This window comes from Nitrogeniibacter mangrovi, assembly GCF_010983895.1.
In the GTDB taxonomy this organism is placed as follows: domain Bacteria; phylum Pseudomonadota; class Gammaproteobacteria; order Burkholderiales; family Rhodocyclaceae; genus Nitrogeniibacter; species Nitrogeniibacter mangrovi.
In genome coordinates, this window is sequence record NZ_CP048836.1 from 426,238 (window position 1) to 452,023 (window position 25,786).

A 25,786-nucleotide genomic window follows, 5' to 3' on the forward strand; every position below is an offset into this window, starting at 1 on the left:
CGGCGGGCCAGACGCAAGACAAAGGTCATAATGACCTGTCATGAAAATGGCGATGCCGATTCGGTTGCGCAAGTTAGTGCACTATGACATTCGCGGTCGTGCGGTATTTAACGCATATTACCTAAGTAATACTCGATCCTCATGGAAGCGTGATGGTTTTGGCATTTTTTGGTGCGTCGCAAAATGCCAATGAAAACAGCCCCGGGTCGCGGTGGCGGCCCGGGGCTGGCAGGGCTTTCGCGGGATGCCGGGGGCGCTGATGACCGCGCCCGGCCGGTCAGAGCAGCACGCGCTCGATACCGCCCCGGTTGGCCTGATCCACGTACTGTGGCATCCACTGCTCGCCGAGAATGTGGCGGGCGATCTCGACCACGATGTAATCGGCCTCCACGTTGCCGTCGTCGGTATAGCGCGAGAGCCCCTGCAGGCAGCTCGGGCACGAGGTGAGCACCTTCACCGGGGCGCTGGCGTCGCCGTCGCGCAGCGCCGCGGCGCCGGCCTCGATCTCCTGCTGTTTGCGGAAACGCACCTGGGTGGAGATGTCCGGGCGTGCCACCGCCAGGGTGCCCGACTCACCGCAGCAGCGGTCGTTCAGGTCCACCCGGGTGCCCATGAGCTCGTTGGCCACCTTGATGCCCGAATGGATCTTCATGGGCGTGTGGCAGGGCTCGTGGTACATGTATTTCGTGCCCGTGATGCCCTCGAGCTTGACGCCTTTCTCCATCAGGTATTCATGGATGTCGATGAGGCGGCAGCCCGGGAAGATCTTCTCGAACTGGTACTTCTGCAGCTGATCCATGCAGGTGCCGCAGGAGACCACCACGGTCTTGATGTCCAGGTAGTTCAGGGTGTTGGCCACGCGGTGGAACAGTACCCGGTTGTCGGTGGTGATCTTCTGGCCCTTCTCGTCTTCGCCGGCGGCGGTCTGCGGATAGCCGCAGCACAGGTAGCCCGGGGGCAGCACGGTGGTGGTGCCCACGTGGTAGAGCATGGCCTGGGTGGCCAGGCCGACCTGGCTGAACAGGCGCTCGGAGCCGCAGCCGGGGAAGTAGAACACCGCCTCGGAGTCGTCACGCCGCACCTGCGGGTTGCGGATCACCGGGATGACGGTGTCGTCCTCGATGTCCAGCAGCGCGCGGCTGGTGCGCTTGGGCAGGCCGCCGGGCATGGGCTTGTTGATGAAGTGGATCACCTGGGCCTTGATCGGCGCCTTGTGCAGCGTCGCCGGCGGTTGCGCCACCTGGGGCTGGATCAGGCCGAAGGACTTCGCGGTCTTGTAGGCCCAGCGCTGGGCCTTGTAGCCCCACTCGATCATGCCCTTGCGGATCAGCTTGATGGTGGTCGGGTCCTTCACCGTGAGGAAGGCCATGGCGGCCGCCTTGCCCGGGTTGAACGACTTCTTGCCCTGCTTGCGCAGCAGGTTGCGCATCTTGATCGACACGTCGCCGAAGTCGATGTCCACCGGGCACGGCTTCTCGCACTTGTGGCACACCGTGCAGTGGTCGGCCACGTCCTCGAACTCGGCCCAGTGCGCCAGAGACACGCCGCGCCGGGTCTGCTCTTCGTACAGGAAGGCCTCGATCAGCGAGGAGGTGGACAGGATCTTGTTGCGCGGGCTGTACAGCAGGTTGGCGCGCGGCACGTGGGTGGCGCACACCGGCTTGCACTTGCCGCAGCGCAGGCAGTCCTTGATGTCGTGGGCGATTTCGCCCACGTCGGTCTGCTCCATGATGAGCGATTCGTGGCCCATGAGGCCGAAGCTCGGCGTGTAGGCCCGCGCCAGGTTGGCGCCGCGCTGCAGCTTGCCGCGGTTGAAGCGGCCTTCCGGGTCCACCTTCTGCTTGTAGTCCCAGTAGTTGGCCATCTCCTCGTCGGTGAGGAAATCGAGCTTGGTGATGCCGATGCCGTGCTCGCCGGAGATGACGCCGTCGAGCGCGCGGGCGATGCCCATGATGCGCTCCACCGTCTCCTCGGCCATGCGCAGCATGGCGTAGTTGTCGGAATTCACCGGGATGTTGGTGTGCACGTTGCCGTCGCCGGCGTGCATGTGCAGGGCGACGAACAGGCGGCCGCGCAGCACCTGGTCGTGGGTGGCGTCGATGCGTTCGCGCACCGGGCGGTACAGGTCGCCGTCGAACACCTTCGTCAGGCGGGCGCGCAGCTCGGTCTTCCACGAGGTACGCACCGAGTAGTCCTGCAGGCGGTGGAACAGCACCGGATCCTTGGCGGTGTTGGTCAGCGTGCCGGCCTCGATGCCGTACTGCTCGAACTGCGCCTCGGCCTCGGCCAGGGGCAGGTCGAGGTGGTCCAGCAGCCACTGCCAGCGCGCGCGGATGCGCGCCACGTAGTCGAGCGCCGACTGGCGCCGGTCGCCGATCAGCTCCTCGGCCTCGATGTCGGCGTCCTGGGTGTTGAGCGGCAGTTCGCCCGACAGCGCCTCGGTGAGGGCGTCGCACAGCTCCAGCTTGTTGCGGGTGGACAGCTCGATGTTGATGCGCTCGATGGCGTCGCAGTAGTCGCCCATGCGCGGCAGCGGGATGACCACGTCCTCGTTGATCTTGAAGGCGTTGGTGTGGCGCGAGATGGCGGCGGTGCGCGAACGGTCGAGCCAGAACTTCTTGCGCTGCTCGTCGGAGACGGCGATGAAGCCTTCCGAGCCGCGCGCGTTGGTCATGCGGATCACTTCCGAGGCGGCCTTCATGACCGCCTCTTCGTCATGGCCGACGATGTCGCCGATGAGCACCATCTTGGGCCGGCCGTGGCGCTTGGCCTTGGTGGCGTAGCCCACCGCCTTCACGTAGCGCTCGTCCAGGTGTTCCAGCCCCGCCAGCTGCACGCCGAGGCCGTGGCCCTCGCCGCCGGGCTTGAAGAAGTCGGTGATCTCGACGATGGCCGGCACCGCCTCGCGCACCTGGCCGAAGAACTCCAGGCACACGGTGCGGGTCACCGGCGGCATCTGGTGCAGCACCCAGCGGGCGGCGACGATGATGCCGTCGGTGCCTTCCTTCTGCACCCCCGGCACGCCGCCGAGGAACTTGTCGGTCACGTCCTTGCCCAGGCCCTGCTTGCGACAGGCGGCGCCGGGCATCGCCAGCACTTCTTCCCCGAGCGGGGTGCGACCCGAGGCGTCGAAGCGCTTGAGGCGGAAGTGCACCGTCTCCTGCTCGTGGATCTTGCCGAAGTTGTGGTCGAGGCGTTCCACCTCCAGCCAGTTGCCGTCCGGCGTGACCATCTTCCACCACGCCAGGTTGTCCAGCGCGGTGCCCCACAGCACCGCCTTCTTGCCGCCGGCGTTCATGGCGATGTTGCCGCCGATGCACGAGGCCGAGGCCGAGGTCGGGTCCACCGCGAACACCCGGCCGGCCGCGGTGGCCGCTTCGGCGACACGTGCGGTGACCACGCCGGCACCGGTGCGGATGGTGGCGTAGGGCGCGTCCATGGGGCCGTTGCGTCCCGGCAGCACCACGTCCTCGACGGTGCCGATGTCGATCAGCTTCTCGGTGTTGATGACCACCGACTTCGGGTCCATCGGGATCGCGCCGCCGGTGTAGCCGGTGCCGCCCCCGCGCGGAATGATGGTCAGGCCCAGCTCGATGCAGTCGCGCACCAGATGGCCGATTTCCTGCTCGGTGTCCGGATAGAGCACCACGAAGGGGTATTCCACGCGCCAGTCGGTGGCGTCGGTCACGTGGGAGACGCGGGCATGGCCGTCGAAGCAGATGTTGTCCTTGCGGGTGTGGCGCGACAGGACGCGCATCACCTGCTTGCGCAGATCGAGGGTTTCCTCGAACTGGAGCTCGAAGCGGGCGATGGCGCGCGAGGCTGCCTGCACCAGCTTTTCGACCTTGTTGCTGCGCTCGGGGTCGTCCGCCTGCGATTCGACGCGGCGCTTCTCCACCTCGGCGAGACGGTGGCGCAGGGCGCCGACCAGGGCGCCGCGCCGATCGCGGTTGGCCAGCAGGTCGTCGAGCAGGTAGGGATTGCGCTGGATGACCCAGATGTCGCCCAGCACCTCGTACAGCATGCGCGCGGAGCGCCCCGTCACCCGCTCGCTGCGCAGATCGTGGAGGATCTGCCAGCTGTCTTCGCCGAGCAGGCGGATGACGATCTCGCGGTCCGAATACGAGGTGTAGTTGTACGGAATTTCGCGCAGGCGTTGGGTCATGGTGGGGCGCTTCCGGGCAGTCGCGGAAAACCACTGATTCTAACAAGCTGCGGCGCAACATGCAGCATAAAACAAGACCTTACGGGTGGTTGGGTCTTGCCTGAGGCGGGCTCGAATCCCCCGGCCGTGTGCGTGGTTTCGCTTCCGCCTGAGCGCCACTGCGCGCGGCAATGGCGCGTGGCCGGCGGTCCGCCGGCCGATGGTCGGGCGCCCCGCGCCGTTCAGTCGACCGCCGCGGTGAGCGCGATCTCCACGCGCCAGCCTTCGTTCGCCAGGGCGGCCACCTGCACGCAGACACGGCAGGGCGCCGCGCCTTTCGGCAGCCAGCTGTCCCACACCGCGTTCATGCCCTCGTAGTCGTCCATGTCGGTCAGGTAGATGGTGGCCATGAGAATGCGCGACTTGTCGCTGCCCGCCTCGGTCAGCAGGCGGTCGATGCTGCCGAGCACCTCGCTGGTCTGGGTCTCGATGTTGGTGTCGATGCTGGTGGGCACCTCGACGGTGTACAGGGTGCCGTTGTGCACGACGATGTCGGAGTAGCGTTCGGTGGTGCCGAAGCGTTGCACGCTCATGGAAGTCTCCTGTCGATGGCCCGAAGCGAGGTGCGTGGGCCATGGCGTCGAGTCTAGCGGCTTTCCGAGCTGGCGGGGGCGAGGTGCGGCGGTTGTGGTTCAAACGATCGTTTTAGCAAACTTTTAGCATTTGCTGACGGAAGTCTTAGGAGCGCGCCGATCGGCCGCTCCGTACAGTGGGCTCACCGTGATTGACCGGAGTTCCCAACGATGAAACGAACCCTTCTTGCCCTGTCGCTCGGCCTGCTCGCGGTTGCCGGCGCGCGGGCGGACGCGCCGGCGCCCAGCGTCGAGCGTGGCCGCTACCTGATTGCCGTGGCCGGCTGCAACGACTGCCACACGCCGCGCTTCGCCCAGCTCGGCGCGGCGATTCCCGAATCCGAGCGCTTCACCGGCATGGCCGTGGGCTTCAGCGGCCCCTGGGGTGTGAGCTACCCGGGCAACCTGCGCCTGCGCGCCGCTGCCGTGGGTGAGGACGAATGGCTGGCCCGGGTGCGCGCCGGCGGCCGCCCGCCGATGCCGTGGAATGCACTGCAGGCCATGACCGAGGCCGATCAGCGCTCGGTGTTCCGCTACCTGCGCGCGCTCGGTCCGGCGGGTGCGCCCACGCCCGCCGCGCTGCCACCCGGCGCGCCGATTCCGACCCCGCATTTCGTGTTCGTGCCCCAGGCGCCGACCGCGGTCGGCCTCGCCCCCGGGCGCCCCTGAACTGGAGGAGCTTTCCATGCGTTTTCTGCGTTCTTGCGGCGCGCCCGCGCGCCATGACATCTATGCCGGTATCCACAAGGGTCTGCGGGCCTTCATGGCGGACACCCTGCTGCGGGTCGGCCGTCTCGATGCGGATGATTCGCAGGCGGTGACCGAGGCCCTGGCGGCCATCGACGCCTTGCTCGATCTGTGTCTGTCCCACCTCGCCCATGAAGATGCGGTGATCCATCCCGCCATGGAGGCCTGTCAGGCCGGGGCGAGCCGGCCGGCGGCGGAGCATCACGAGGACCATGTCCATGCCATCGGCCGCCTGCGGCTGCTGTGCGACACCTTGCGCCATGCCCCGCGCCCGGATCGCGCCGAGGTGGCCCAGCGCCTGTATCGCCTGCTGGGCTGCTTCGTCGGCGAGAACCTGCTGCACATGCATCTGGAAGAGATCGACCACAACGACTGCCTGTGGCGTCACTACGGCGACGCGGAACTGCAGGCGCTGGAGGGGCGCATCGTGGCGAGCCTGTCGCCGGCCGAGATGGCCGTGGGCTTGCGCTGGATGGTGCCGGCCATGGCGCCCGCCGAGCGACTGGCGCTGCTCGCGCCGCTGTCGGCCAAGCTGCCAGCCCACGTGTTCGACGGCCTGATGACCGTGGTGCGCCCTCATCTGTCGGCATCCGATCTGGTCCGGCTGGAGGAGGGGCTGCGTCAAGCCGCCTAGGTTTCCTCGAGCACGACCGGCCGTTTCAGCTGCAGGCGGAAGCGGCCGCGCCCGGTCTTCTCGATGCGCACGTCCGCGCTGCGGTCCGCCAGTCGGCGGGCGAGGAGGATGAGGCGGGTGTCGAGGTTGTCGCAGATATCGGGCAGGCGGAGGCCGTCGTCGAGACGCAGCTCGCGGTTGGAGAAATCGCAGCGCCCGCTGCGCGCATGCTCCTGCAACAGCCGGCGCAGGATGGCGCCGGCCACGCCCTTGATGAGGTAGTCGTCATCGAAGAACACGCTGTCGTCGCGCGCGAAGTGGCGCACCCGCAGGGGGACGCCACGAGGGACGTCGGGCGCCGTCTCGGGGACGGCCACGACATCGTCTGCGGCGTCGGCGTGCAGGGCGCGCATGCTCAGCGCCAGTTGCGCGCCCAGGGTGACCAGCGCGTCTTCCAGGTCGTAACCGAAGTGGCACAGCTGCTCGCTTTCCACGTACAGCACCGCCACGGTCCGGCCCTCGGTGCGTATCGGCACCGCCAGTTGGCTGGCCGGTGCGGCCAGGCCGGGGAGCGGGATTTCCGCCGCCAGGGGCGTGTCCCCGCCAGCGTCCGCGATCCGCTCGCGCACGGCGCGCCCGTAGGCGTATTCCGCGGCCGGGAACATGATGCGGATCGGCGTGCCCTCGCGCGCCGCCACGCCGATGACGCCGTCGCCGTAGGCGATCTCGGCGCCGGCGCCCGAGCTGGCGTAGCCGCGGCTGGCGACCACATAGAGGCGTTCGGCCGTGCCGTCGGCCATGAGCAGCATCTGGTGTTCGATGCCGAAATGCCGCTCCAGGCACAGCTGCAGGGTGTCCATCAGCGCTTCGAGCGTGGTGCAGGCGCTCAGGGCGTCGACGCTGCGGCGCAGGGCCGGCAGCAGGATCGGGCCGGTGTCGGGCGGTGGCAGGGTGCGGCCGGGCACCGCCTCGATGTCGAGCACCCGGTAGATGTCGGCGCCGCGCAGGCGGAACACGCCCGCCATGCCGGTGTGCGAGGCGATGCCGGCGAGCTTGGCCTTCATGCGCTCGAACAGCGCGCCGGCGGTTTCGGTGCGCAGGTAGCGGATGCGCAGCCGGTAGCGCGCGCCGGTGTCCGGATCCATCATCAGCACGGTGGCGATGGGGTTGGCGAGGATGTTCTCGCGGGTCTTGTTGAAGAACTGGAAGGACAGCGCCACATGGGCGTCGTCCACATGCATCAGCTGCGAGATGTAGGTGACGTTGGGCGTGCCGTCGGGCGCGCAGGTGGCGATCGCCGACGGCACGATGCCTTCGAGGCAGTTGCGCAGGGCGTCCATGGACAGGCGCGTCATGGCAGCGGCGCCCCGGGGGCCATCCGCTCGCCGGCACGCGGTCCGGGGCTCTGCCCGAACACCGCCTCGGGGGCGAGGCGGATCACCACGACCTCGTCCGGGGCGCAGGCGAGCACGGTGTGCGCATAGGGCTCGGGGGTGCCGAACGCGCGCAGCCGGGCGGCCATGGCGCGCACATAGGGCGCGAGTGTGGCCACGTCGGCCGCCTCCGCCGCCACCACCTCGGCGCGTGCGCACTTGAGCTGCACGGTGCGATGGGTTTCCGGCTCGTTGAAGACCGCGGCCACGGGCGCGCCCGCCGAGATCGCCTCGATCAGGTCGACGGCCTGGGCGCGCGGCACCAGCAGGCGCAGGCAGTGGGGGGCCTCCGGCGCGATGCGTGCGCCCACCGCCCGCACCAGCGTGGCGAGGCCGTCGCCGCAGCCCGCCGCGACGTGCATGGACAGGTGGCTGGTCAGGAAGCCGGCCAGCGCCGGGGGGATGGGGTCGTTCATCGGGGTCACGGCCGCGCATGACAGACGAACAATCTACTGCAAATCCGGGACCCCGTGGCGACGCGATTCAGGGGGTGAGCCAGGCGACCACGCCATAGCGCGCCGCCTTGCCGAGCGCCATCCACAGCATGCACGGCAACCAGCCCAGACGCAGCCAGCCGGCCGCGGCGCACAGGGCGTCGCCGATCACCGGCGCCCAGGCCAGGATCAGCGCCGGGGCGCCATGGCGTTGCAGCCAGCGGACCTTGTCGGGCGCTTGGGGTCTGGGAACCAGGCGCGCCAGGGCGTAGGTGCTCATGCCGCCGGCGGTATTGCCGAGGGTCGCCAGCAGCCAGGCCCAGCCGAGCTGCTCGGGATGGCGCGCCAGAAAGCCGGCGAAGACCAGCTCGGAGCCGCCGGGCAGCAGGGTGGCGGAGAGAAAGCTGACCAGCAGCACCGCGCCCAGCCCGGCTCCGGGGCCCGGATCGAGCCAGGCGAGAAAATCCATGGGATGCCTCGTGGAGGACAGAGCGGCCAATTGTCGTCGATTCGCGCCGCCGGCGTCCTTGCCGCGCTGCGCCGTGGCCTGCTACCGTGCACGTTTCCCTTGTGTTTACGCCACTTCTGCCCCCATGAGCACCACTGCGCCCGACTATCTCGAACGAATCCTCAATGCGCAGGTGTACGACGTGGCGATCGAATCGCCGCTCGACTACGCCGCCAGCCTGTCGGGGCGCATCGGCAACCGCATCTACTTCAAGCGCGAAGACCTGCAGCCGGTGTTCAGCTTCAAGCTGCGTGGCGCCTACAACAAGATGAGCAAGCTGCCGCCCGAGGCCCTCTCGCGCGGGGTCATCTGCGCCTCGGCGGGTAACCATGCCCAGGGCCTGGCGCTGTCGGCACAGAAGATGGGCGTGCGCGCCGTCATCGTGATGCCGACCACCACGCCGCTCATCAAGGTGGACGCGGTGCGCCGCCGTGGTGGCGAGGTGGTGCTGGCCGGCGAGAGTTATTCGGACGCCTACGGCCATGCCCTGGAGCTGGAAAAGGCCGAGGGCCTGACCTTCGTCCATCCCTATGACGATCCCGAGGTAATCGCCGGGCAGGGCACCATCGGCATGGAGATCCTGCGCCAGCATCCCAAGCCCATCCACGCCATCTTCTGCTGCGTGGGTGGCGGCGGCCTGATTTCCGGCATCGCCGCCTACGTGAAGCGGGTGCGGCCGGACATCAGGATCATCGGCGTGGAGGCCGCCGACGCCGACGCCATGACCCAGTCGCTGGCGGCGGGCAGGCGCATCGAGCTCGACCAGGTCGGCCTGTTCGCCGACGGCGCGGCGGTGAAACTGGTGGGCGAGGAGACCTTCCGCCTGTGCCAGACCTATGTGGACGACATGATCCGGGTGGACAACGACGCCATCTGCGCCGCCATCAAGGACGTGTTCGAGGACACCCGCTCCATCCTCGAGCCGGCCGGTGCGCTCGCGGTGGCCGGCGCCAAGGCCTACGCGGCGCGCGAGGGGCTGCGCGACCAAGCCCTGGTGGCGGTGGCCTCCGGCGCCAACATGAACTTCGACCGCCTGCGCTTCGTCGCCGAGCGCGCCGAGGTGGGCGAGCAGCGCGAGGCGGTGCTGGCGGTCACCATCCCCGAGAAGCCCGGCTCCTTCCGCCACTTCTGCCAGCTGCTGGGCAGCCGCAACATCACCGAGTTCAACTACCGCTTCGCCGACAGCGCCCAGGCGCACATCTTCGTCGGCGTGGGCGTCCACAACCGCGACGAGTCGCGCGCGCTGGTGAGCCTGCTCTCCGACGAGGGCCTGCCGTGCTTCGACATGACCGACGACGAGATGGCCAAGAGCCATGTGCGCTACATGGTCGGTGGCCATGCGCCGCAGGCGGACCACGAGGTGCTCTACCGCTTCGTCTTCCCCGAGCGGCCCGGCGCGCTCATGAATTTTCTCGACACCCTGCGCTCGGACTGGAACATCAGCCTGTTTCATTACCGCAACCACGGCTCCGACTTCGGCCGGGTGCTGGTGGGCATGCAGGTGCCCGAGGCCGACCGCCCGCGCTTCCAGGCCTTCCTCGACAAGCTCGGCTACGAGTACGTGGAGGAGACCGCCAACCCGGTCTACCGGATGTTCCTCGGCTGATCGGGCCGCGATTCAACTTTTTCGCCGCCGGCCCGATAACAGGACAAGGCCATGGCCGGGGTGAAGAGGATGTCGCTGGAATCGCTGATCGCGGGCGCCGATGCCCTGCACATGGGGCAGTCCCGTCTGGACGCCGACCACCAGCGCCTGCTGGCGCTGGTGAGTCGCGTCAGTCGTGTGGACCTGTCGCAGCTCAGTGGCGATGAATTCGCCGAGTTGCTGTCCGACTTCGCCGACTACGCCTACCGGCACTTCGATGAGGAACGTGACTGGATGCGCGCCATCGGCTACCCCGACGCGGCGGCGCACGAGGCGCTGCACGACGTGATGGTCGAGCGTGTCGGCGAGATCTGCATGGCGGTGATGGAGGCGCGGCCCGAGGCCCGGGACGCGCTGCGGACCTTGCTCGTCGACCTGTTCGTGGCGCATCTGGACACCGCCGATCGCGCGCTTGCCGCCTTCGCGCGGGAACGGGGTGGGGTGGCCCACGCGCCATAGTCATCGGTGCCGGGCGGTGCGTCCGGGGACGTCATTTTTGCGCCAGCGTTAGAATCTGCGGCGCGTGACGCCAGTCCGCTGCCCGTCTCCTCCCGGGCGCCGTTCACCCCACCGGAACCCTCCCCGACATGAACAAACGCATCGTTCCCATTCTCGCGTCCCTGCTGTTTCTGTCCGCCTGCAGCGGCGAAGTGCAGGACACTCGCCCCGGGCAGCCGGTCGCTCACCGGCGCGCCGCCTTCAAGCAGATGCTCAAGGTATTCGAACCCATGGGCGTGATGATGCGCACCGACACCTTCGATGCGCAGAAATTCGCCACGCTGGCCAAGGCCCTGCTGCAGCGGCGCGAGGTGCCCTGGCAGTACTTCAAGCCGGATACCGACTATCCGCCCACCAAGGCCAAGCCCGCGGTGTGGTCGGATCCGAAGACTTTCGAAGCGGACCGGAAGGCTTTCTTCAAGGCCTCGGATCATCTCGCCGCCGTCGCCGGCACCACCGACAAGCAGCAGGCCAAGGCCGCCTACGAGGCGGTCGAGCACGCCTGCCACACCTGTCACGACACCTTCAAGACGCACTGATCCTGGTCGATCAGCGCGCGCATCCCGCACCACAGCACCAGGGCATTGTTCAGGTGCCACAGGCAGTGGGTGCCGAGGGGCCACTGCGCGCACACCGCCAGATCGATGCTGCGCAGGACCATTGACAGCAGGAACAGCAGCGAGGCGCGCCCGAGCCAGCGCCTGGCTGCCGCGTCCGGGCAGGTCAGCGCGAGCGTGATGAGCGCCGCCCAGGGGCCCAGGTAGAGTTCCGAGCCGTTGAGCGCCGGCACATGCACGCTCAGCGCCAGCGCAGCCGACAGCGCGATGGTGGCCAGGACACCCAGGGTCGCGACGCGGGGCGAGCGGCCGTGCAAACGCACCAGCGCGCGATGCACGAACACCAGCACGAACAGCGCGATGAAGACCACGTCGAGCACGCTGGCCCAGCGTTCGGAGATGGTGTGGAACACGAAGCTGCCGATGCCCACCAGGGCGAGCAGGGCGGCCAGCAGGCGCAGGTCGGCACCGGCCGACGGCCCCATGCGCCGCCAGGCGTCGGCCGCGGCGATCAGGAAGGCGCCATTGGTCAGCGCGTTGAGCGGCTCCGACCACAGGCTGGCGTCGGTGCGCTCGCAGTAGAGGTCGACCGGGGCGCGCCAGTTCATGGCCGCTGCCGGATGGCGGCCGGATGCGCGCCGGTCTCGGTCACCAGCCAGTCCATGGGATGGTCGTGGGGTTGGGGATGGGTGGTGCTCACCCGGCCCAGTTCGTAGCCCAGGCCGATGGTGACCGGCGTCGGTGCCATCCGCTCGAGGGTGCGGTCGAAGTAGCCGCCGCCGTAGCCGAGGCGGAACCCCGCGTCGTCAAAGGCGTTGAGGGGGACGAGCAGTACGTCCGGATGCAGCACCTCGCCGTCGGCGGGCATCGGAATGCCGTGCCGGTCGGGAATCATTTCGCTGCTGGCGGTCCACTCGCGGAAGACCATGGGCTGATCCGGTGCGACCACGACCGGCAGCGCGGCGCGGCGGGCGGCATCGGCCGCCAGCCAGGCGATGACGAAGGCGCGCATGTCGGGCTCGCCGCGGTGAGGCCAGCAGAAGCCGAGCGTGGTCGGCGCCAGGCGCGCGATCAGTTCGTCCAGCGCGGCGGCGATCGCCCGGTCGGCGTCGGTCCGGTGGGCGGGGCTGAGCGCTTCGCGGCGGGCGATGGCGTCGTTTCGGAGCGACTTGCGCTGCTTGTCCATGGGGTTTCGGGGTGGCTTCCGGTGGGGGCCTCTATGCTATTCTGCTTTGGCGAACCATGGCACATCCAGACGTAATGAAAGCCGCTCTCCCGCTCGATCCGCCCGGCCTCCCCGACGCTTGGCGCGGCCGGTTCGTCTCCCGAATTTTCCTGCTCCTGACGGGCGTGATGCTGAGCTGCCTGGCGACGCTGGCCGGCGCCCAGTCGGCCCTGCCGACCGGGGATGAACGCATTCTGGCGGCGCGCGAAGCCCTGCGTACCGGCGACCGTGACACCCTCGACCAGCTCGCCGCGAGCAAGAGCCCGCATGTGCTCGAGCGCTATGTGGACTACTGGCGTCTGCACAACGTGCTCGCGCGTACCGAGGCGCCGGATGCTGCCGAGATCGAGGCCTTCCTCGCTCGCTACGCCGGCAGCGTGGTGGCCGAGCGGCTGCGCGCCGCCTGGTTGCGGCGCCTGGCCGACGACGAACAGTGGCTCGCCTTCATCGGCGCCTGGGGCGGGCTCGAGGCCCCGGATGACGGCATGCGCTGTCTGCACTGGCTGGCACGGCTGCACATCGGCGATTCCGGCGGGCTCGATGAAGCGGCACGCGAATGGCGGACGCTCGATGCACGCGAGGAGGCCTGCGAGACGGTCATCGGCATGCTCGCCGATCAAGGGCGGCTGGGCTCGGAGGCCCTGTGGGCACGGTTCCGCGAGCAGATGGCGCCCAGCCGCGTGCGCGGTGCGGAGGCCACGCTCGGCTGGCTGCCGGCGGCGCAGATGCCGGACCCGGCCCGTCTCAAGGCCTTGCTCAAGGACCCCGACCGCTACCTGTCGCGCCTGCATCCCGGCTTCGAGCGCGACCGCGCCGAGCGCGAGCTGGCGCTGGCGGCGATCGGCCGTCTGGCGCGCAGCGATCCCAAGCTGGCCTACATGCGCTTCGTGCGCATCGCCGACCGTTTTCCCCCCAAGGACCGTGCCTACGGCTACGTGCTGCTCGGCTGGCGCGGTGCCCAGGCCCATCTGCCCCAGGCCATCGACTGGTTTCGCGCGGCCGGCCGTCATGCCGCCATGAACGAGGAGCAGCGGGCCTGGCAGGTGCGCGCCGCGCTGCGCTTCGGCAAGTGGAAGGCGGTGCGCGCCGCCATCCTGGAGATGGGGCCGGCGCAGCGCGCCCGTCCGGTCTGGGTCTACTGGCTGGCGCGCGCCGAGCAGGCCCTCGGCCATCGCGATGCGGCCACCGCGCTGTTCGCGCGCATCCCGGTCGAGCCCGACTTCTACAGCATGCTGGCCCAGGAGGCGCTGGGGCATGGCTTCGCACCGCCCGCGCCGGCGGCGCCGATTCCGGCCGAGGCGATGGCCCGGGCCCAGCGCGACCCCGACCTGCGTCGGGCGCTGGCGCTGTTCCGGCTCGATCTGTACACCGAGGGGGTGCGCGAATGGAACTGGCGCCTGCGCCATGCCGACAGCGCGTTTCGCCTCGCCGCGGCGCGGGTGGCGCTCAAGCATGAGGTGTACGACCGGGCCATCAACACCGCGGAGTTCGTGAGCCGGGACGGGGAATACGAGTTGCGCTTCATCACCCCCTACCGGGAGCTGATCGAACCCCAGGCCAAGGCCCAGGGGCTGGATCTGTCCTGGGTGTATGGCCTCATGCGCCAGGAAAGCCGTTTCGTGCATCGGGCCGCATCGAGCGCCGGTGCCCAGGGGCTCATGCAGGTGATGCCGCGGACCGGCCAGTGGGTGGCGCGGAAGATCGGCCTCAATGGCTACCGGCGCAGCCAGCTGGCCGAGCCGGAGACCAACGTGCTGCTCGGCACCAGCTACATGCGCATCGTCCTTGACGACCTCGCCGACCAGCCGGTGCTCGCCTCGGCCGGCTACAACGCCGGCCCCAGCCGCGCCAAGCGCTGGCGCGACGACCACCCGCTGGAAGGGGCCATCTATGTGGAGACCATCCCCTTCGACGAAACGCGGCATTATGTGAAGCAGGTGATGGAGAACGCCGTGGTCTACGCGGCGATGATGGAAAAGCGTCCCCAGTCGCTCAAGGCGCGGCTCGGGGTGATCGATCCGGACTGACAGGGGAGGGTGGAATGAGTCGGACGGGCAGGGTCCTGCTGATCGGTGGCAGCGGTTTCGTCGGTAGCGCGGTGGCGGCGCGCCTGGTTGCCGGTGGGTGGACGGTACGGGTGCCGACGCGGCGCTTCAATCGCGCGCGCCACCTGAGTGTGCTGCCGACCACGGAAATCGTCGAGGCCGATGTGTTCAATCCGCAGACCCTCGACCGCCTGCTGGTGGGCGTCGATGCGGTCGTCAATCTGGTCGGCGTGCTGCACTCGGCCCCCGGCGTGCCTTACGGACCGGCCTTCGAGCGCGCCCATGTGGCCCTGCCCAAAGCCATCGCCGAGGCCTGTCGGCGGGTCGGTGTGCAGCGTGTCGTTCATGTGAGTGCGCTGGGGGCGGACGTCAACGGCCCCTCGGAATATCAGCGTTCCAAGGCCGCGGGCGAAGCGGCCATCCGCAACGCGCGCCCCGAGCTGCAATGGACGCTGCTGCGACCCTCGGTCATCTTCGGTGCGGGCGACCGCTTCCTCAACCTGTTCGCGCGGCTGAGCCGGCTGGCGCCGATCCTGCCGCTGGCCGGGGCCGATGCCCGCTTCCAGCCGGTGTGGGTGGAGGACGTGGCCGAGGTGGTGTATGCGTGTCTGGCGCGCGATGCCAGCATTCGCCAGAGCTACCCGGTGGCGGGGCCGCAGGTCTATACCCTGGCCGAGCTGGTGCGCTTCGCCGCCGCCCAGGTCGAGCGCGCGCCCTGGATCGTGCCCTTGCCCGACGGGCTGGCCAGGGTCCAGGCACGGCTGATGGAGTGCCTGCCCGAGCCGCTCATGAGCCGTGACAACCTGCGCTCCATGCACGTGGACAACGTGGCCGAGGGCGCGCCCCTGCCGTTCGGGTTGACGCCCCATCCGATGGAGGCGGTGGTGCCCGGGTATCTGGGCGGTACCCCCACCCGTCGGCGGCTGCTCGAAGCGCGCCGCCGCCATCCGAAAGGGCACTGATGCGACCAGGTACGACGCTTCGCGGAGGCCGACGATGAAGGTCTACATCGTCGGGGGCGCGGTGCGCGATGCCCTGCTCGGCCTGCCGGTCAAGGATCGCGACCACGTGGTCGTCGGGGCCACGCCCGAGCAGATGCTCGAGCAGGGCTTCCGCCCGGTGGGGCGGGACTTTCCCGTCTTCCTCCATCCCGACACCCAGGAGGAATACGCACTGGCGCGCACCGAGCGCAAGTCGGGGCACGGCTACACCGGTTTCGTGGTGCATGCCTCGCCCGAGGTGACCCTCGAGGAAGACCTGCGGCGCCGGGACCTGACCATCAACGCCATGGCCCGGGACGCCGACGGGACGCTCATCGACCCCTACGGCGGTCAGGCCGATCTGGCCGCACGGCGCTTCCGTCATGTGAGCCCGGCCTTTGCCGAGGATCCGGTGCGCATCCTCCGGGTGGCGCGTTTCGCCGCCCGCTTCGAGGCGTTCACGGTGGCGGACGAGACGCTGGCCCTGATGCGCGCCATGGTCGCGGCGGGCGAGGTCGATCATCTGGTGCCGGAGCGGGTCTGGCAGGAACTGGCGCGCGGCCTCATGGAAATGGCGCCGATGCGCATGATCGCGGTCCTGGTGGCCTGTGGCGCGCTCGCGCGCATCCTGCCGGAGCTGGTGGCGGGACTGGCCCGGAGCGAGGACGCACTGCAGCGGTCGCTGAACTGTGCGGTCGACCGGGCGCTGACGCTCGAACAGCGCTGGGCGCTGCTTTTCGGCGCCGACGAAGCCGGCGCCGCGCAGGCCAGTGAGCGCCTGCGCGCGCCGCAGCAGTGCCGGGATGTGTCGGTGCTGCTGGCCCGCCTTGGCGCATCGCTGGCGCAGGCGGACGACGCGCCCGCCCGTCTCGCGGTGCTGAGCGCCTGCGACGCCTTTCGCCGCCCCGAGCGTTTCCTGAGCGTGCTCGACGCGGCCGCGTGCCGCAGCGATCTGGCACCGGTGGACGCGGCCACCTGGCGCCGGGTGCTGGCGGCGGCGCGTGCCGTGGACGGCGGCGCGGTGGCGCGGCAGGCGGCCGACCGCAGCGCCATTCCGGCGGCCATCGAGGCGGCCCGGCTCGCGGCCATCGCCACGGCAGGCTGAACGTGCGCCTGGTGCTATGGCTGGTGCTGGTGTGGTTGCCGGTGCTCGCCGCGGCGGCGGTGCCCGATTTCGCCACGGTACGCGCCCATCACCGGACCACGGAAGGCCGGCTGGTCGACCGGGCGGGCGAACCGCTGGCCGAGCGCCCGGTCGATGGCGCCACCCGCCGGCTCGAATGGGTGCCGCTCGAGGCGCTCTCTCCCGCCATGCTCGAAACGCTGCTCGAGGCCGAGGACCGGCGCTTCTACGAGCACGGCGGCATCGACTGGCGCGCCTTTGCCGCCGCCGCCATCCAGAACCTGTGGTACGAGCATCCGCGCGGCGCCTCGACCCTGAGCATGCAGCTGGTCGGCCTGCTCGACCCGGCGCTGCATCCGGAACGCAACCACGGCGGGCGTCGCACCCTGGAGCAAAAATGGGATCAGGCGGTGGCTGCGCAGGAGATCGAGGCACGCTGGAGCAAGGCGGAGATTCTCGAGGCCTACCTGAACCTGGCGCCCTTTCGCGGCGCGCTGCAGGGCATCCATGCCGCCGCCTGGGCGCTGGTGGGCAAGGCGCCCGATGCGCTCGATCGCGCCGAGGCGTCCATTCTCGCGGCGCTGCTGCGCGCCCCCAACGCCCCGCCCCCCAAGGTCGCCTGGCGTGCCTGCGAACTGTTGCGCCGCATCGGCAGCGCGGATCTGTGCCCGCGGGTTCACCAGCTGGCCGCGCACCTGGACCCGGTGCGTCTGGCGCCACGCTGGAACGACGCGCCACATCTGGCACGGCGGCTGGTCACCGAACCGGGGGTGGTGCATACGGTGCTCGACGCCGACTGGCAGCGCGGCATGGAACGCGCCCTCGAGGCGGCCGCCCCGGCCCGCGCCGCGGCGGTGGTGATCGACAACGCCACGGGCGCCGTGCTGGCGGACGTGGGGGGGCTCGACGCGGCGCAGCCGGACGCGGCCGTTGCCCGCCATCCGGCGGGTTCGATGAGCTGGCCGGTGATGACGGCGCTGGCGCTGGATACCAAAACCGTCAACGCGGCGACGCTGTTTCCGGTGCCGGCGACGGGGGACGCCATGAGCGTGCGCGCGGCGCTGGCGACGGGCGCGATGCCCGAGGCGCTGGCCGCCCATGTGCCCGGCGCGCGCGAGGCGACCCTGCTGGAACTGCTGCGCGCCCCCGGGGCGGCGGCCCCGGATCTGTCCCGGGTGGCGATCGATCTGGCGCAGCTGGCGGCGCTCGGGCGCATGCTCGCGGTCGACGGGGTGTGGCGCCCGCCGTTCTGGCGTGCGCAGGCGCAGGGCGCGCCGGTGGCGATGATCTCGCCCCAGGCCGCCTTCATTGCGCGCGACCTGTTCCCGGCGGTGCGGGTCGCGCCCTTGCCGCGCACCCATGCCGCCTGGGGGGTGGGCAGCAACGGCGCGGTGACCATCGCGGTGTGGATGGAAACCGGTGCCACCGCGAGCGTCGAGACCCGCGCCTGGCTCAATGCCCGGCTCGCGGCGAGCGGCCGCTGGCCGCCCGAGCGGGTCGTCCCGACCGGCGTGGTGTCGGCGCCGGTGCGCTTCGACAACGGACGCGAGCCGCCGCGCAGCGAGTGGTTCATCAAGGGCACCGCCACGGCGGTGGCGGCACCGCCGGTGCTGATCGCGCGCATCGTGACGCCGTCACCGCGCGCCATCGTGGCTGCGGCCGATCTCGATGCCGCCGGTGGCGTGTGGCTGGAAGCCTCCCGCGAGGACGAACGTCTGCGCTGGCAGGTGGACGGCGTGCCGGCGGGGCAGGGCGGCCGCGTCCTGTGGCGACCGAGCCCGGGGCTGCATCACATCGTCCTGCTCGATACGGTGGGGCGCGTCATCGATACCGTGGACGTGGCGGTGCGCTCGGACGTGTCTGCCGACGCTCGGCGCCGCTGAGGCTGCCTACAGCCAGCGCAGGATCAGCCAGGCGAGCAGCGAGAGCACGATGGTGCTGGTGAAGGGCAGGTGATAGGTGCGCCCCTCGCGGGTGAAACGCAGGTCGCCGGGGAGCTGACCGAGTCGCAGGTAGCGGGTCAGCAGCGGTTGCAGGCCGCCGAGCAGGGCGACCACGATGAGGATGGAAACCAGCCATTTGAGCAGCATGGGGAGACGTCTGGGCCTGGGGTGCGGGGGCCGAAAAATCGTGCGGTACGACACGATACCCCAGTGAACGCGGGCTGTCGCGCGTGGTGCGATCGGTCGAAATGGAGTACCTTTCGATGTCAGAAAACGCACGAATGTTCGCGCCCGATCGCCGCCGCCCCCATGCCGAGTGGGCCGCGTCGCGACGGGTGTCGCCCCGGAGAACCCCATGAATCGTAGTCGCTTCGGCGATCTGGAAGTCATCGCCCGCACCCCGTCCACCGTGGTGCGCGATACCCCGTTGCTGTTCGTCCACGGCGCCTACACGGCGGCGTGGTGCTGGGAGGCGCATTTCCTCCCCTGGTTCGCCGACGCCGGCTTCGCCTGCTACGCGGTGTCGCTGTCCGGCCATGGGCACAGCCGCCAGCACGGCATGCTCGACAGCTACAGCATCGACGACTATGTGAACGACGTGGCCGAAGTGGTCGCCGCCCTGCCGGAGGCGCCGATCCTGATCGGCCATTCCATGGGCGGCTTCGTGGTGCAGAAGTTCCTCGAGCATCACACCGCGCCGGCGGCCGTGCTGATGGCCTCGGTGCCGCCCCAGGGGTTGTGGTCCTCGGCGCTCGGGCTCATGTTCAAGAAGCCCACGCTGCTGCAGGATCTGAACCGCATGCTCGGGGGCGCCGCGCCCAGCGTCGACAGCGTGCGCGAAGCGCTGTTTCATCAGCCGGTGGATGCCGAGCGGCTGCGCGAGTACTGCCTCAAGTCGCAGCCCGAGTCGCACCGCGCGATCTGGGACATGACCTTGTTCAACCTGCCACACGTGGCACGCATGGCGGATGTGCCCATGCTGGTGCTGGGCGCCGGTGAGGATCACCTGATTCCGCCAGCGCTGGTGCAGCGGACCGCGCAGACCTATGGCGTCGACGAGATCCTGTTCGAGGACATGGGCCACGCGATGATGCTCGAGCGCGACTGGGAACAGGTGGCCACCTGCATGCTGCGCTGGCTGGAGACGCAAATCGTGCGCTGATTGTGCGTTTTGTCATGGCGCGCACGACCGTTCGGTTCCAGCATGAACCGACGGTGCCCGGGCGTGGTGCCGCAGCAGGAGACAAACATGGACAGCCACGACAAACCGGGGATCACCGGCGCCGCTGATTACGACGATGATGTGCTCGATTCGGGCTGGATGCCGATGCCCGAGGCCGTGGCGCCCGAGCCTGCGGCGCATCCGCCGGGGCCGAATCGGGCCGCGTGCGACGATGCCGACGCCTTCCTGCGCGGGATCTATCGCAGCGAGGGCTCACTCCTCGATTGAGCGTTTGCGCCGCTTACAGCGTGTGCAGCCGGTCGCTGCGTGCGAAACCGAGCAGTGGCGCGCCCAGCCCCTTGCCGGCGGCGAGGACCTTGAACAGCTCCCCCATCTCCTGCGGTGTGGTCAGCCGCTGGACGGCGCGTGCCGCACGGATGTAGTCCGGCGTGGTCTGCTCGCCCCGTTCGGCCAGCCGCTCCAGGATGCCGCAGTTGAACAGGAAGGCGGCCTGGGCGGTGTAGCCGTAGATGTCGAGCCCGGCGCCATGGGCCGCTTCGGCCATGGCGGTGAAATCGACGAAGGCGGTGATGTCGTTCAGGCCGGGCCAGCGGAACGGGTCGGCATGGGCCTGGTGGCGGTAATAGCACAACAGGGTGCCGTTGCTGCGACTGGGCAGGTAGTACTCGGCGCGCGGATACCCGTAATCGATCATCAGCAAGGCGCCCTGTTCCAGCCGCGTCCCCCAGTCGGCCATCCAGGCCTCGCCGGCCAGGTTCAGTTCGCTCACATATTCGCCTTCGGCCGGCATGGGCGCGCCGAGGCGCTCGGCAGCCGCCAGCAGCCGCGCCCCGGCAGGGCGATCGGCCCAGGCGAAGTGCCCGTCGGCATCGACCGCGACGCCGCGTTCGAACACCGCGCCGTCGCGCCAGACGAGCAGGTGCACCGGCATCACGTCGAGCACTTCGTTGGCGACGACGGCGCCGCGGAAGCGCTCGGGCAGGGTGTCGATCCAGCGCACGCAGTCGACCAGGGCGGGCGCGCGGCTCGCCAGGGTGGCGGCCTGACGCTCACGCAGTTCGCCCGACACCTCGAGAATCGAATAGCGTTCGGGCCGATGGCCGAGGCGATCGAGTTCGAGCAGCAGATCGGCGGCGAGCAGCCCGGTGCCGGCGCCCACTTCGAGCACCTCGGACGCGCTCTGGGCGGTGATTTCGGCGACCTGGGCGGCCAGCGCCTGACCGAACAGGGGGGTGAGTTCGGGGGCGGTGATGAAGTCTCCGCCCGGGCCGAATTTCTGTGCCCCGCCGCTGTAGTACCCGAGTCCCGGCGTGTACAGTGCGTCGTGCATGTAGTCGGCGAAACCGATCCAGCCGTCGGCGGCGTCGATGCGCGCGCGCAGGCGGGCCGCCAGAGCATCGCTCTGGGCCAGGGCGTCGGGGCCGGGTTGGGGCAGGGTCATGGGGGGCGGGTCGATTGCGGCAAAGGACGGAGTCTACCCGTGCCGGCGGGCCTTGTGGTCACATCGGCGTCGGGCGCTTTGTGATACAAGGAGGCATCCCTGTGACTCGGAGAACAGTGTGGTGGCTCAAAGCGCTCAGGCCCCAGTCGCCCTGGTGACCGGGGCGGCCCGTCGCGTCGGTGCCGCCATCGCCCGACGGCTGCATGCCGGCGGGGCGCAGGTGGCGCTGCACTATCGCGAATCGGAGGCCGCCGCGCGGCAGCTGGCCGACGAGCTCGATGCGCTGCGTGCCGGCTCCGCGGCCGTGTTTCGCGCCGATCTGCTCGACGTGGACGCCCTGCCCGCGCTGGTGTCCGCCGTGGTTGCCCGGTTCGGGCGGCTCGACGCCCTGGTCAACAACGCGTCGAGCTTCTATCCGACGGCGGTCGGCGAGACCGGGCTGGAGGCGTGGGAGGATCTGATGGGGTCGAACCTGCGCGCCCCCTATTTCCTCATGCAGGCGGCCGCGCCCCATCTGGCCGAGGCGGGCGGCAGCGTGGTCAATATCGTCGACATTCATGCCGAACGACCGTTGCCGGGCTATCCGGTGTACAGCGCCGCCAAGGCGGGCCTGTTCGGGCTGACGCGGGCGATGGCCATCGAACTGGCGCCGCGGGTGCGGGTCAATGGCGTCTCGCCGGGGGCGATCCTGTGGCCGGACGACGGCCAGTTTCCGGACCGCGAGCGTGAGGCGATCGTCGCGCATACGCTGCTCAAGCGTGCCGGCCATCCCGACGACATCGCCGGTGCGGTCCGCTACCTGCTGTTCGATGCCCCCTACGTGACCGGACAGATTCTCGCGGTCGACGCCGGACGCAGCGCGCATCTGTGAGCGGGATGACGGATTTTGGCTGCAGGTATAATGCCGTGTGTTTGCCGGCTAAGTGGTGAGTATCATCGAAGCGATCCAGCCCACGCCAGAGGGGCGTTTTTCCAATACCTTCCTGCGGCTCAAGAAGAAGCTCGAGCGCGCGGTCGGCTCCGCGATCGCCGACTTCAACATGATCGAGGACGGCGATACCGTCCTCGTTTGTGTCTCCGGCGGCAAGGATTCCTACAGCCTGCTGTCGATCCTGCTTGCGCTGCGAGAGCGTGCGCCGGTCGATTTCCGCCTGGTGGCGATGAACCTGGACCAGAAGCAGCCCGGCTTCCCTGCGGACGTTCTGCCGAGCTACTTCGAGCAACTGGGCGTGGAGTACCGGATCGTCACCGAGGATACCTACACCATCGTCAAGGAAAAAATTCCGGCCGGAAAGACGACCTGTTCCCTGTGTTCGCGGCTGCGACGCGGCATCATCTACCGTACCGCACGCGAGGTCGGAGCGACCAAGATCGCCCTCGGCCATCATCGGGACGACATGATCGAGACCCTTTTCCTGAACATGTTCTTCGGCGGTCGCCTCAAGGCCATGCCACCCAAGCTGGTCAGCGACGATGGTGAGCATGTCGTGATCCGGCCATTGGCCTATTGCGCCGAGAGCGACATTGCGCGATTCGCGCGGGCCATGCAGTACCCGATCATTCCGTGCAATCTGTGCGGATCGCAGGAAAACGCCCAGCGCCGTCAGATCAAACAGATGCTGCAGGGCTGGGCAAGCGAGTTTCCCGGGCGGATCGAGTCGATCTGTACCGCGATGCAGCAGGTGGTACCGTCGCATCTGGCGGACCGCCACTTGTTCGACTTTGCCGGCCTGACCCGGGGCGCGCAGGTCGACGAGGGGGATACGGTGTTCGACCCGCCGGAGCTGCCATCAGCAGGTGCTGCGCAGCCGGTCACGCTGCGTCTGACGTCGGATCGGTGATGCCCTATTATTCACTTGCACCGGCGCGGCCGTTGCCCGATGATGAGGCCCCAAGGAGGCCAGACGCATCGGGCTCGCCCGGCAGGGCAGGTGCCTGAACAACGCGCGATCATCCATGACAGAACAACGAAACGTGTGCGTGATGTATGCCGAGCTCGTCGGGGGCGAGCGTCTGGCCGCACTGTTGAGCGAAACCGAGGCGGGGCATGCGGTCGAACGCAGCATGAACCGCGTGGAGCGCGTCGTCGAAGGGCAGGGCGGCACGCTGTTGCGTCGCGCCTCCGACGAGATCTGCGTCGCCTTCGACCGGTGCGACGGCGCCGTCTTGGCGGCCAACGAGATGATCGACCGGGTCGCCAGCCTGCCGCCGGTGCGGGGCGTGCGGCTCGGCATCCGCATCGGCATGCACTACGGCACCATGGAAGAGGATAGCCCGCCGGCTGGCGAGGCGCTGGCGGTGGCCATGCGTCTGGCCGGAATGGCTCAGTCCGGTCAGGCCCTGATCAGTGGCGCCACGGTGCTGTTGCTGTCCGCCGGGTCGCGCCAGTATGTGCGCGAAGGCGGGGAGCACGGCCTCAGCGTCGAAGGTTTCGAGTGGCCCGTGTATGCGCTGGCCGGTCGCGCCGGTACGGCCACCTCGATTCCGCCGGCCGCCCGGGTGTCGCAGCGATTGCGCGTGCGCCACCAGGACGAGATCCATTTGGTGGAGGAATTGCGTCCGATTCTGTTGTTGGGTCGGGAGATGGGTAACGACATCGTGGTCATCGATCCGCGGACGTCGCGCCAGCATGCCCGGATCGAGCGTCGCCGCGACGGCTTTTTCGTGGTCGACCAGAGCACGAACGGCACCTTCATCGCCAACGAAGGCGGTGGCGAACAGTGCATCCGCGGCGGGGAAGTGATGCTCGCCGGGCAAGGGCGGATCGGCTGTGGATTCTCCGCCATGGAGACCGAACGGGATCTCGTGTTCTACGAGATTGTCTGAGCCGGTTCGGCCGGTATGGCGACACGGGCGCCCCTGAGGGCGCCCGTCGTGCGTTCACGAGGCGTTTTTCGCCGGTTTGGGGCTGGCCTTGGCGGGGGTGCCCGTGGCGTGGTGCTTGCCCGACAGGCAGCTTTTCATGAAGGCCTTGCGGGCGTCGCCCTTGAGCGCTTTGACTTTCGCCGTCTTGTTGCAGTTGCGCATGCGCTCGTGCTGAGGATTCTCGGCCGCCACGACGGATGTGGCCGACAGGATCAGGGTAAGGGCGGCGAGGGATGTGGACAGTCGCATTGGAAGGCTCCGTTTATCTGTTTGTCATTGGAGCTTTCATCCTAGCGTGTGCCGTCCGAAGACGCAGGGGACAATTCCATTGTCATTGTTGCGGATATGTGCATCATGCACCGTCCCGCGGTCATTCGGGGTTGTCGGAAATGAGCAGTGCGCGTTGCCGGGCGATGAATTCCTGCGTGGTGTCGATGCCGCGCAGTTGCAGGATGGTGGTGCGGACGGCCGCTTCGAGCAGGACCGCGATGTTCCGCCCGGCGGCCACCGGAATGACCATCTTGCGTACCGGTACGCCGAGAATCTCCATGGTGTCCTGCTCGATGGGCAGTCGTGTCGGGTCGCCCTCGCCCGGCGTGCGCCGCTGCAGGTAGACCACCAGCTTGAGGCGCATCTTGCGCCGGCAGGCGGTCTCGCCGAAGATCGTGCGGATGTTGAGGATGCCGATACCGCGCACTTCCAGGTAATTCTTGAGCAGTTCCGGGCAGCGGCCTTCGAGTACCGTGGGCGCGACGCGCGAGAACTCGACCATGTCGTCGGCGACCAGACCGTGGCCGCGCGAGATGAGTTCGAGCGCCAGTTCCGACTTGCCGGCGCCGGAGTCACCGGTGATGAAGACGCCGAGGCCAAGCACGTCCATAAACACCCCGTGCAGGGAGGTGCGCTCGGCCAACTCACGGGACAGATACAGACGGAGCTGGTCCACGATGCTGGCTGCCGGTTGCGGCGTGGTGAACAAGGCCACGTTTGCCTCACGGCAATGGCTTTCGACGAGCCCGGGGACCTCGCAGCCATCGGCGACGATCATGGCAGGCGGGCGGGCGTGGAGGATTTCGGTGACGTAGTGGGCGACCTTGCGGGCCGCCTGTCGGCGCGCCCACGCGACCTCGGCAGCGCCGAGGATCTGCAGGCGCTCCGGATGGATCAGGTTGAGGTGACCGACCAGATCGGCCGGCCAGACACGCTCTTCGCTGACCGAGAGGACGCGATCCGGCGTACCGCAGACGTGGGTCAGCTCAAGGCGTTCGGCAACCTGCTCAAAGAGCCGAGTGACGCTGGTCTGCCGCATGGGCACCCCAGGTGGTGAACAGGGCGTGGACGGCGGCGGCGTCGGTGGCGTGGGCCACGCGGTCCCGGAATTCGCCGTCACTGAACAGCTGCGCCAATTCCGAGAGCAGCTGCAGGTGTTGTTCGGTGGCCTGTTCCGGCACCAGCAGGACAAACAGCAGGCTGACCGGTTTGCCGTCGGGCGCATCGAAGGCGATGGGCGTGCTCAGGCGAATGACGGCGCCGGTGGCTTCCTTGAGCCCCTTGATGCGGCCATGGGGAATGGCGACGCCCTGGCCAAGGCCGGTCGAACCGAGGCGCTCGCGCGCGAACAGGCTGTCAAAGACCGTGCTGCGGGCGATGTCCTGGTTGTTTTCGAAGATGAGTCCGGCCTGCTCGAACACCCGCTTCTTGCTGCTGGCTTCGAGGTCGACGAGGACGTTTTCGGGGGAAAGGAGGGAGGCGATGAGGTTCATGGAAACG

The 25,786-nt window shown here is 69.0% G+C and carries 26 protein-coding genes; 14 read left to right on the forward strand and 12 right to left on the reverse strand.

The genetic code is table 11. The features are described 5' to 3' along the window. Positions 1–277: 277 nt before the first annotated feature. Together G3580_RS01885 and G3580_RS01890 are read right to left on the reverse strand one after the other, a co-directional pair. Positions 278–4,165 carry a DUF3683 domain-containing protein gene (locus G3580_RS01885; RefSeq protein ID WP_173763649.1) on the reverse strand — a complete coding sequence of 1,296 codons (3,888 nt, stop codon included), beginning with the start codon at positions 4,163–4,165 and terminating at the stop codon, positions 278–280. 221 nt (positions 4,166–4,386) lie between these two features. Beyond that, positions 4,387–4,737, reverse strand: coding sequence for a RidA family protein (locus tag G3580_RS01890; protein ID WP_173763650.1), 351 nt, complete (start codon positions 4,735–4,737; stop codon positions 4,387–4,389). A 210-nt stretch (positions 4,738–4,947) separates the two neighbouring features. Here G3580_RS01890 and G3580_RS01895 point away from each other — a divergent pair, with 210 nt between their 5' ends. After that, positions 4,948–5,445, forward strand: a complete 498-nt coding sequence (locus tag G3580_RS01895) for a cytochrome C (RefSeq protein WP_173763651.1) — start codon at positions 4,948–4,950, stop codon at positions 5,443–5,445. Between the two features lie 16 nt (positions 5,446–5,461). Then, positions 5,462–6,157 (forward strand): hemerythrin domain-containing protein, encoded by a 696-nt coding sequence (locus tag G3580_RS01900; RefSeq protein ID WP_173763652.1) that lies wholly within the window; start codon positions 5,462–5,464, stop codon positions 6,155–6,157. Here the strand turns inward: G3580_RS01900 and G3580_RS01905 are convergent. The 3 genes from G3580_RS01905 to G3580_RS01915 form a co-directional block, all read right to left on the reverse strand. Continuing rightward, positions 6,154–7,491, reverse strand: coding sequence for a pyridoxamine 5'-phosphate oxidase family protein (locus G3580_RS01905; RefSeq protein WP_173763653.1), 1,338 nt, complete (start codon positions 7,489–7,491; stop codon positions 6,154–6,156). The two genes, G3580_RS01900 and G3580_RS01905, sit on opposite strands and share 4 nt — an antisense overlap. Beyond that, positions 7,488–7,985, reverse strand: coding sequence for a hypothetical protein (locus G3580_RS01910; protein WP_173763654.1), 498 nt, complete (start codon positions 7,983–7,985; stop codon positions 7,488–7,490). Before G3580_RS01910 ends, G3580_RS01905 begins: the two co-directional genes overlap by 4 nt. A gap of 67 nt (positions 7,986–8,052) precedes the next feature. Beyond that, entirely contained in the window at positions 8,053–8,472 is a 420-nt protein-coding gene (locus tag G3580_RS01915; RefSeq protein WP_173763655.1) for a YqaA family protein, read from the reverse strand. A 124-nt stretch (positions 8,473–8,596) separates the two neighbouring features. On the opposite strand from G3580_RS01915, the gene ilvA reads away from it, so the two are divergent. The 3 genes from ilvA to G3580_RS01930 all read left to right on the forward strand — a co-directional run bounded on the left by ilvA (position 8,597) and on the right by G3580_RS01930 (position 11,193). Continuing rightward, entirely contained in the window at positions 8,597–10,117 is a 1,521-nt protein-coding gene (ilvA, locus tag G3580_RS01920; protein ID WP_173763656.1) for a threonine ammonia-lyase, biosynthetic, read from the forward strand. A gap of 51 nt (positions 10,118–10,168) precedes the next feature. Then, entirely contained in the window at positions 10,169–10,615 is a 447-nt protein-coding gene (locus G3580_RS01925) for a bacteriohemerythrin (protein WP_173763657.1), read from the forward strand. Positions 10,616–10,743: 128 nt separating this feature from the next. After that, the gene (locus G3580_RS01930; RefSeq protein WP_173763658.1) at positions 10,744–11,193 is read left to right on the forward strand and encodes a c-type cytochrome; all 450 of its coding nucleotides are present in this window, start codon (positions 10,744–10,746) and stop codon (positions 11,191–11,193) included. Here the strand turns inward: G3580_RS01930 and G3580_RS01935 are convergent. After that, positions 11,169–11,819: a ceramidase domain-containing protein gene (locus G3580_RS01935; RefSeq protein ID WP_173763659.1), complete on the reverse strand. Its 651-nt coding sequence runs from the start codon at positions 11,817–11,819 to the stop codon at positions 11,169–11,171. The genes G3580_RS01930 and G3580_RS01935 overlap by 25 nt on opposite strands. Then, a complete protein-coding gene (locus G3580_RS01940; protein WP_173763660.1) occupies positions 11,816–12,397 on the reverse strand; it encodes a 5-formyltetrahydrofolate cyclo-ligase in 582 nt (193 codons plus the stop codon). The genes G3580_RS01935 and G3580_RS01940 overlap by 4 nt, the downstream gene beginning before the upstream one ends. Positions 12,398–12,471: 74 nt before the next feature. Here G3580_RS01940 and G3580_RS01945 point away from each other — a divergent pair, with 74 nt between their 5' ends. From G3580_RS01945 to G3580_RS01960, 4 genes are read left to right on the forward strand one after another with little or no spacing between them, the layout of a single operon-like run. Then, a complete protein-coding gene (locus G3580_RS01945; protein ID WP_228720740.1) occupies positions 12,472–14,463 on the forward strand; it encodes a lytic transglycosylase domain-containing protein in 1,992 nt (663 codons plus the stop codon). A gap of 14 nt (positions 14,464–14,477) precedes the next feature. Next, positions 14,478–15,443 (forward strand): complex I NDUFA9 subunit family protein, encoded by a 966-nt coding sequence (locus G3580_RS01950; protein ID WP_173763661.1) that lies wholly within the window; start codon positions 14,478–14,480, stop codon positions 15,441–15,443. A gap of 34 nt (positions 15,444–15,477) precedes the next feature. Beyond that, a complete protein-coding gene (gene cca / locus G3580_RS01955; RefSeq protein WP_173763662.1) occupies positions 15,478–16,566 on the forward strand; it encodes a multifunctional CCA tRNA nucleotidyl transferase/2'3'-cyclic phosphodiesterase/2'nucleotidase/phosphatase in 1,089 nt (362 codons plus the stop codon). A 2-nt stretch (positions 16,567–16,568) separates the two neighbouring features. Next, positions 16,569–18,467, forward strand: coding sequence for a transglycosylase domain-containing protein (locus G3580_RS01960; protein ID WP_173763663.1), 1,899 nt, complete (start codon positions 16,569–16,571; stop codon positions 18,465–18,467). A gap of 6 nt (positions 18,468–18,473) precedes the next feature. Here the strand turns inward: G3580_RS01960 and G3580_RS01965 are convergent, their stop codons facing one another. Continuing rightward, positions 18,474–18,674: a DUF2905 domain-containing protein gene (locus G3580_RS01965; RefSeq protein ID WP_228720741.1), complete on the reverse strand. Its 201-nt coding sequence runs from the start codon at positions 18,672–18,674 to the stop codon at positions 18,474–18,476. Positions 18,675–18,882: 208 nt separating this feature from the next. On the opposite strand from G3580_RS01965, the gene G3580_RS01970 reads away from it, so the two are divergent. Together G3580_RS01970 and G3580_RS01975 are read left to right on the forward strand one after the other, a co-directional pair. Continuing rightward, on the forward strand, positions 18,883–19,689 hold the full coding sequence (locus tag G3580_RS01970; RefSeq protein WP_173763664.1) for an alpha/beta hydrolase: 807 nt from the start codon (positions 18,883–18,885) through the stop codon (positions 19,687–19,689). Between the two features lie 87 nt (positions 19,690–19,776). Beyond that, the gene (locus G3580_RS01975; protein WP_173763665.1) at positions 19,777–19,977 is read left to right on the forward strand and encodes a hypothetical protein; all 201 of its coding nucleotides are present in this window, start codon (positions 19,777–19,779) and stop codon (positions 19,975–19,977) included. Between the two features lie 13 nt (positions 19,978–19,990). Here the strand turns inward: G3580_RS01975 and G3580_RS01980 are convergent, their stop codons facing one another. Next, entirely contained in the window at positions 19,991–21,151 is a 1,161-nt protein-coding gene (locus tag G3580_RS01980; RefSeq protein ID WP_173763666.1) for a class I SAM-dependent methyltransferase, read from the reverse strand. Positions 21,152–21,272: 121 nt separating this feature from the next. Here G3580_RS01980 and G3580_RS01985 point away from each other — a divergent pair, with 121 nt between their 5' ends. The 3 genes from G3580_RS01985 (at position 21,273) to G3580_RS01995 (ending at position 23,977) form a co-directional block, all read left to right on the forward strand. Then, on the forward strand, positions 21,273–22,022 hold the full coding sequence (locus G3580_RS01985; RefSeq protein ID WP_228720742.1) for a pteridine reductase: 750 nt from the start codon (positions 21,273–21,275) through the stop codon (positions 22,020–22,022). A gap of 55 nt (positions 22,023–22,077) precedes the next feature. Then, positions 22,078–22,992 carry a tRNA 2-thiocytidine(32) synthetase TtcA gene (ttcA, locus tag G3580_RS01990; RefSeq protein WP_407670984.1) on the forward strand — a complete coding sequence of 305 codons (915 nt, stop codon included), beginning with the start codon at positions 22,078–22,080 and terminating at the stop codon, positions 22,990–22,992. Between the two features lie 115 nt (positions 22,993–23,107). Next, a complete protein-coding gene (locus G3580_RS01995) occupies positions 23,108–23,977 on the forward strand; it encodes an adenylate/guanylate cyclase domain-containing protein (protein ID WP_173763668.1) in 870 nt (289 codons plus the stop codon). 54 nt (positions 23,978–24,031) lie between these two features. Here the strand turns inward: G3580_RS01995 and G3580_RS02000 are convergent, their stop codons facing one another. The 3 genes from G3580_RS02000 to ptsN form a co-directional block, all read right to left on the reverse strand. Beyond that, complete coding sequence (locus tag G3580_RS02000) at positions 24,032–24,265, reverse strand: PsiF family protein (RefSeq protein ID WP_173763669.1); 234 nt, start codon at positions 24,263–24,265, stop codon at positions 24,032–24,034. A 121-nt stretch (positions 24,266–24,386) separates the two neighbouring features. Beyond that, positions 24,387–25,325 carry an HPr(Ser) kinase/phosphatase gene (gene hprK, locus G3580_RS02005; RefSeq protein WP_173763670.1) on the reverse strand — a complete coding sequence of 313 codons (939 nt, stop codon included), beginning with the start codon at positions 25,323–25,325 and terminating at the stop codon, positions 24,387–24,389. Further along, positions 25,294–25,779, reverse strand: a complete 486-nt coding sequence (gene ptsN / locus G3580_RS02010; RefSeq protein ID WP_173763671.1) for a PTS IIA-like nitrogen regulatory protein PtsN — start codon at positions 25,777–25,779, stop codon at positions 25,294–25,296. Before ptsN ends, hprK begins: the two co-directional genes overlap by 32 nt. Positions 25,780–25,786 lie beyond the last annotated feature (7 nt).

Coding starts and splice junctions, on each gene's coding strand:
- G3580_RS01885 (WP_173763649.1), bottom strand. CDS start 4,165: ATGACCCAACGCCTGCGCGAAATTCCGTACAACTACACCTCGTATTCG.
- G3580_RS01890 (WP_173763650.1), bottom strand. CDS start 4,737: ATGAGCGTGCAACGCTTCGGCACCACCGAACGCTACTCCGACATCGTC.
- G3580_RS01895 (WP_173763651.1), top strand. CDS start 4,948: ATGAAACGAACCCTTCTTGCCCTGTCGCTCGGCCTGCTCGCGGTTGCC.
- G3580_RS01900 (WP_173763652.1), top strand. CDS start 5,462: ATGCGTTTTCTGCGTTCTTGCGGCGCGCCCGCGCGCCATGACATCTAT.
- G3580_RS01905 (WP_173763653.1), bottom strand. CDS start 7,491: ATGACGCGCCTGTCCATGGACGCCCTGCGCAACTGCCTCGAAGGCATC.
- G3580_RS01910 (WP_173763654.1), bottom strand. CDS start 7,985: ATGAACGACCCCATCCCCCCGGCGCTGGCCGGCTTCCTGACCAGCCAC.
- G3580_RS01915 (WP_173763655.1), bottom strand. CDS start 8,472: ATGGATTTTCTCGCCTGGCTCGATCCGGGCCCCGGAGCCGGGCTGGGC.
- ilvA (WP_173763656.1), top strand. CDS start 8,597: ATGAGCACCACTGCGCCCGACTATCTCGAACGAATCCTCAATGCGCAG.
- G3580_RS01925 (WP_173763657.1), top strand. CDS start 10,169: ATGGCCGGGGTGAAGAGGATGTCGCTGGAATCGCTGATCGCGGGCGCC.
- G3580_RS01930 (WP_173763658.1), top strand. CDS start 10,744: ATGAACAAACGCATCGTTCCCATTCTCGCGTCCCTGCTGTTTCTGTCC.
- G3580_RS01935 (WP_173763659.1), bottom strand. CDS start 11,819: ATGAACTGGCGCGCCCCGGTCGACCTCTACTGCGAGCGCACCGACGCC.
- G3580_RS01940 (WP_173763660.1), bottom strand. CDS start 12,397: ATGGACAAGCAGCGCAAGTCGCTCCGAAACGACGCCATCGCCCGCCGC.
- G3580_RS01945 (WP_228720740.1), top strand. CDS start 12,472: ATGAAAGCCGCTCTCCCGCTCGATCCGCCCGGCCTCCCCGACGCTTGG.
- G3580_RS01950 (WP_173763661.1), top strand. CDS start 14,478: ATGAGTCGGACGGGCAGGGTCCTGCTGATCGGTGGCAGCGGTTTCGTC.
- cca (WP_173763662.1), top strand. CDS start 15,478: ATGAAGGTCTACATCGTCGGGGGCGCGGTGCGCGATGCCCTGCTCGGC.
- G3580_RS01965 (WP_228720741.1), bottom strand. CDS start 18,674: ATGCTGCTCAAATGGCTGGTTTCCATCCTCATCGTGGTCGCCCTGCTC.
- G3580_RS01970 (WP_173763664.1), top strand. CDS start 18,883: ATGAATCGTAGTCGCTTCGGCGATCTGGAAGTCATCGCCCGCACCCCG.
- G3580_RS01975 (WP_173763665.1), top strand. CDS start 19,777: ATGGACAGCCACGACAAACCGGGGATCACCGGCGCCGCTGATTACGAC.
- G3580_RS01980 (WP_173763666.1), bottom strand. CDS start 21,151: ATGACCCTGCCCCAACCCGGCCCCGACGCCCTGGCCCAGAGCGATGCT.
- G3580_RS01995 (WP_173763668.1), top strand. CDS start 23,108: ATGACAGAACAACGAAACGTGTGCGTGATGTATGCCGAGCTCGTCGGG.
- G3580_RS02000 (WP_173763669.1), bottom strand. CDS start 24,265: ATGCGACTGTCCACATCCCTCGCCGCCCTTACCCTGATCCTGTCGGCC.
- hprK (WP_173763670.1), bottom strand. CDS start 25,325: ATGCGGCAGACCAGCGTCACTCGGCTCTTTGAGCAGGTTGCCGAACGC.
- ptsN (WP_173763671.1), bottom strand. CDS start 25,779: ATGAACCTCATCGCCTCCCTCCTTTCCCCCGAAAACGTCCTCGTCGAC.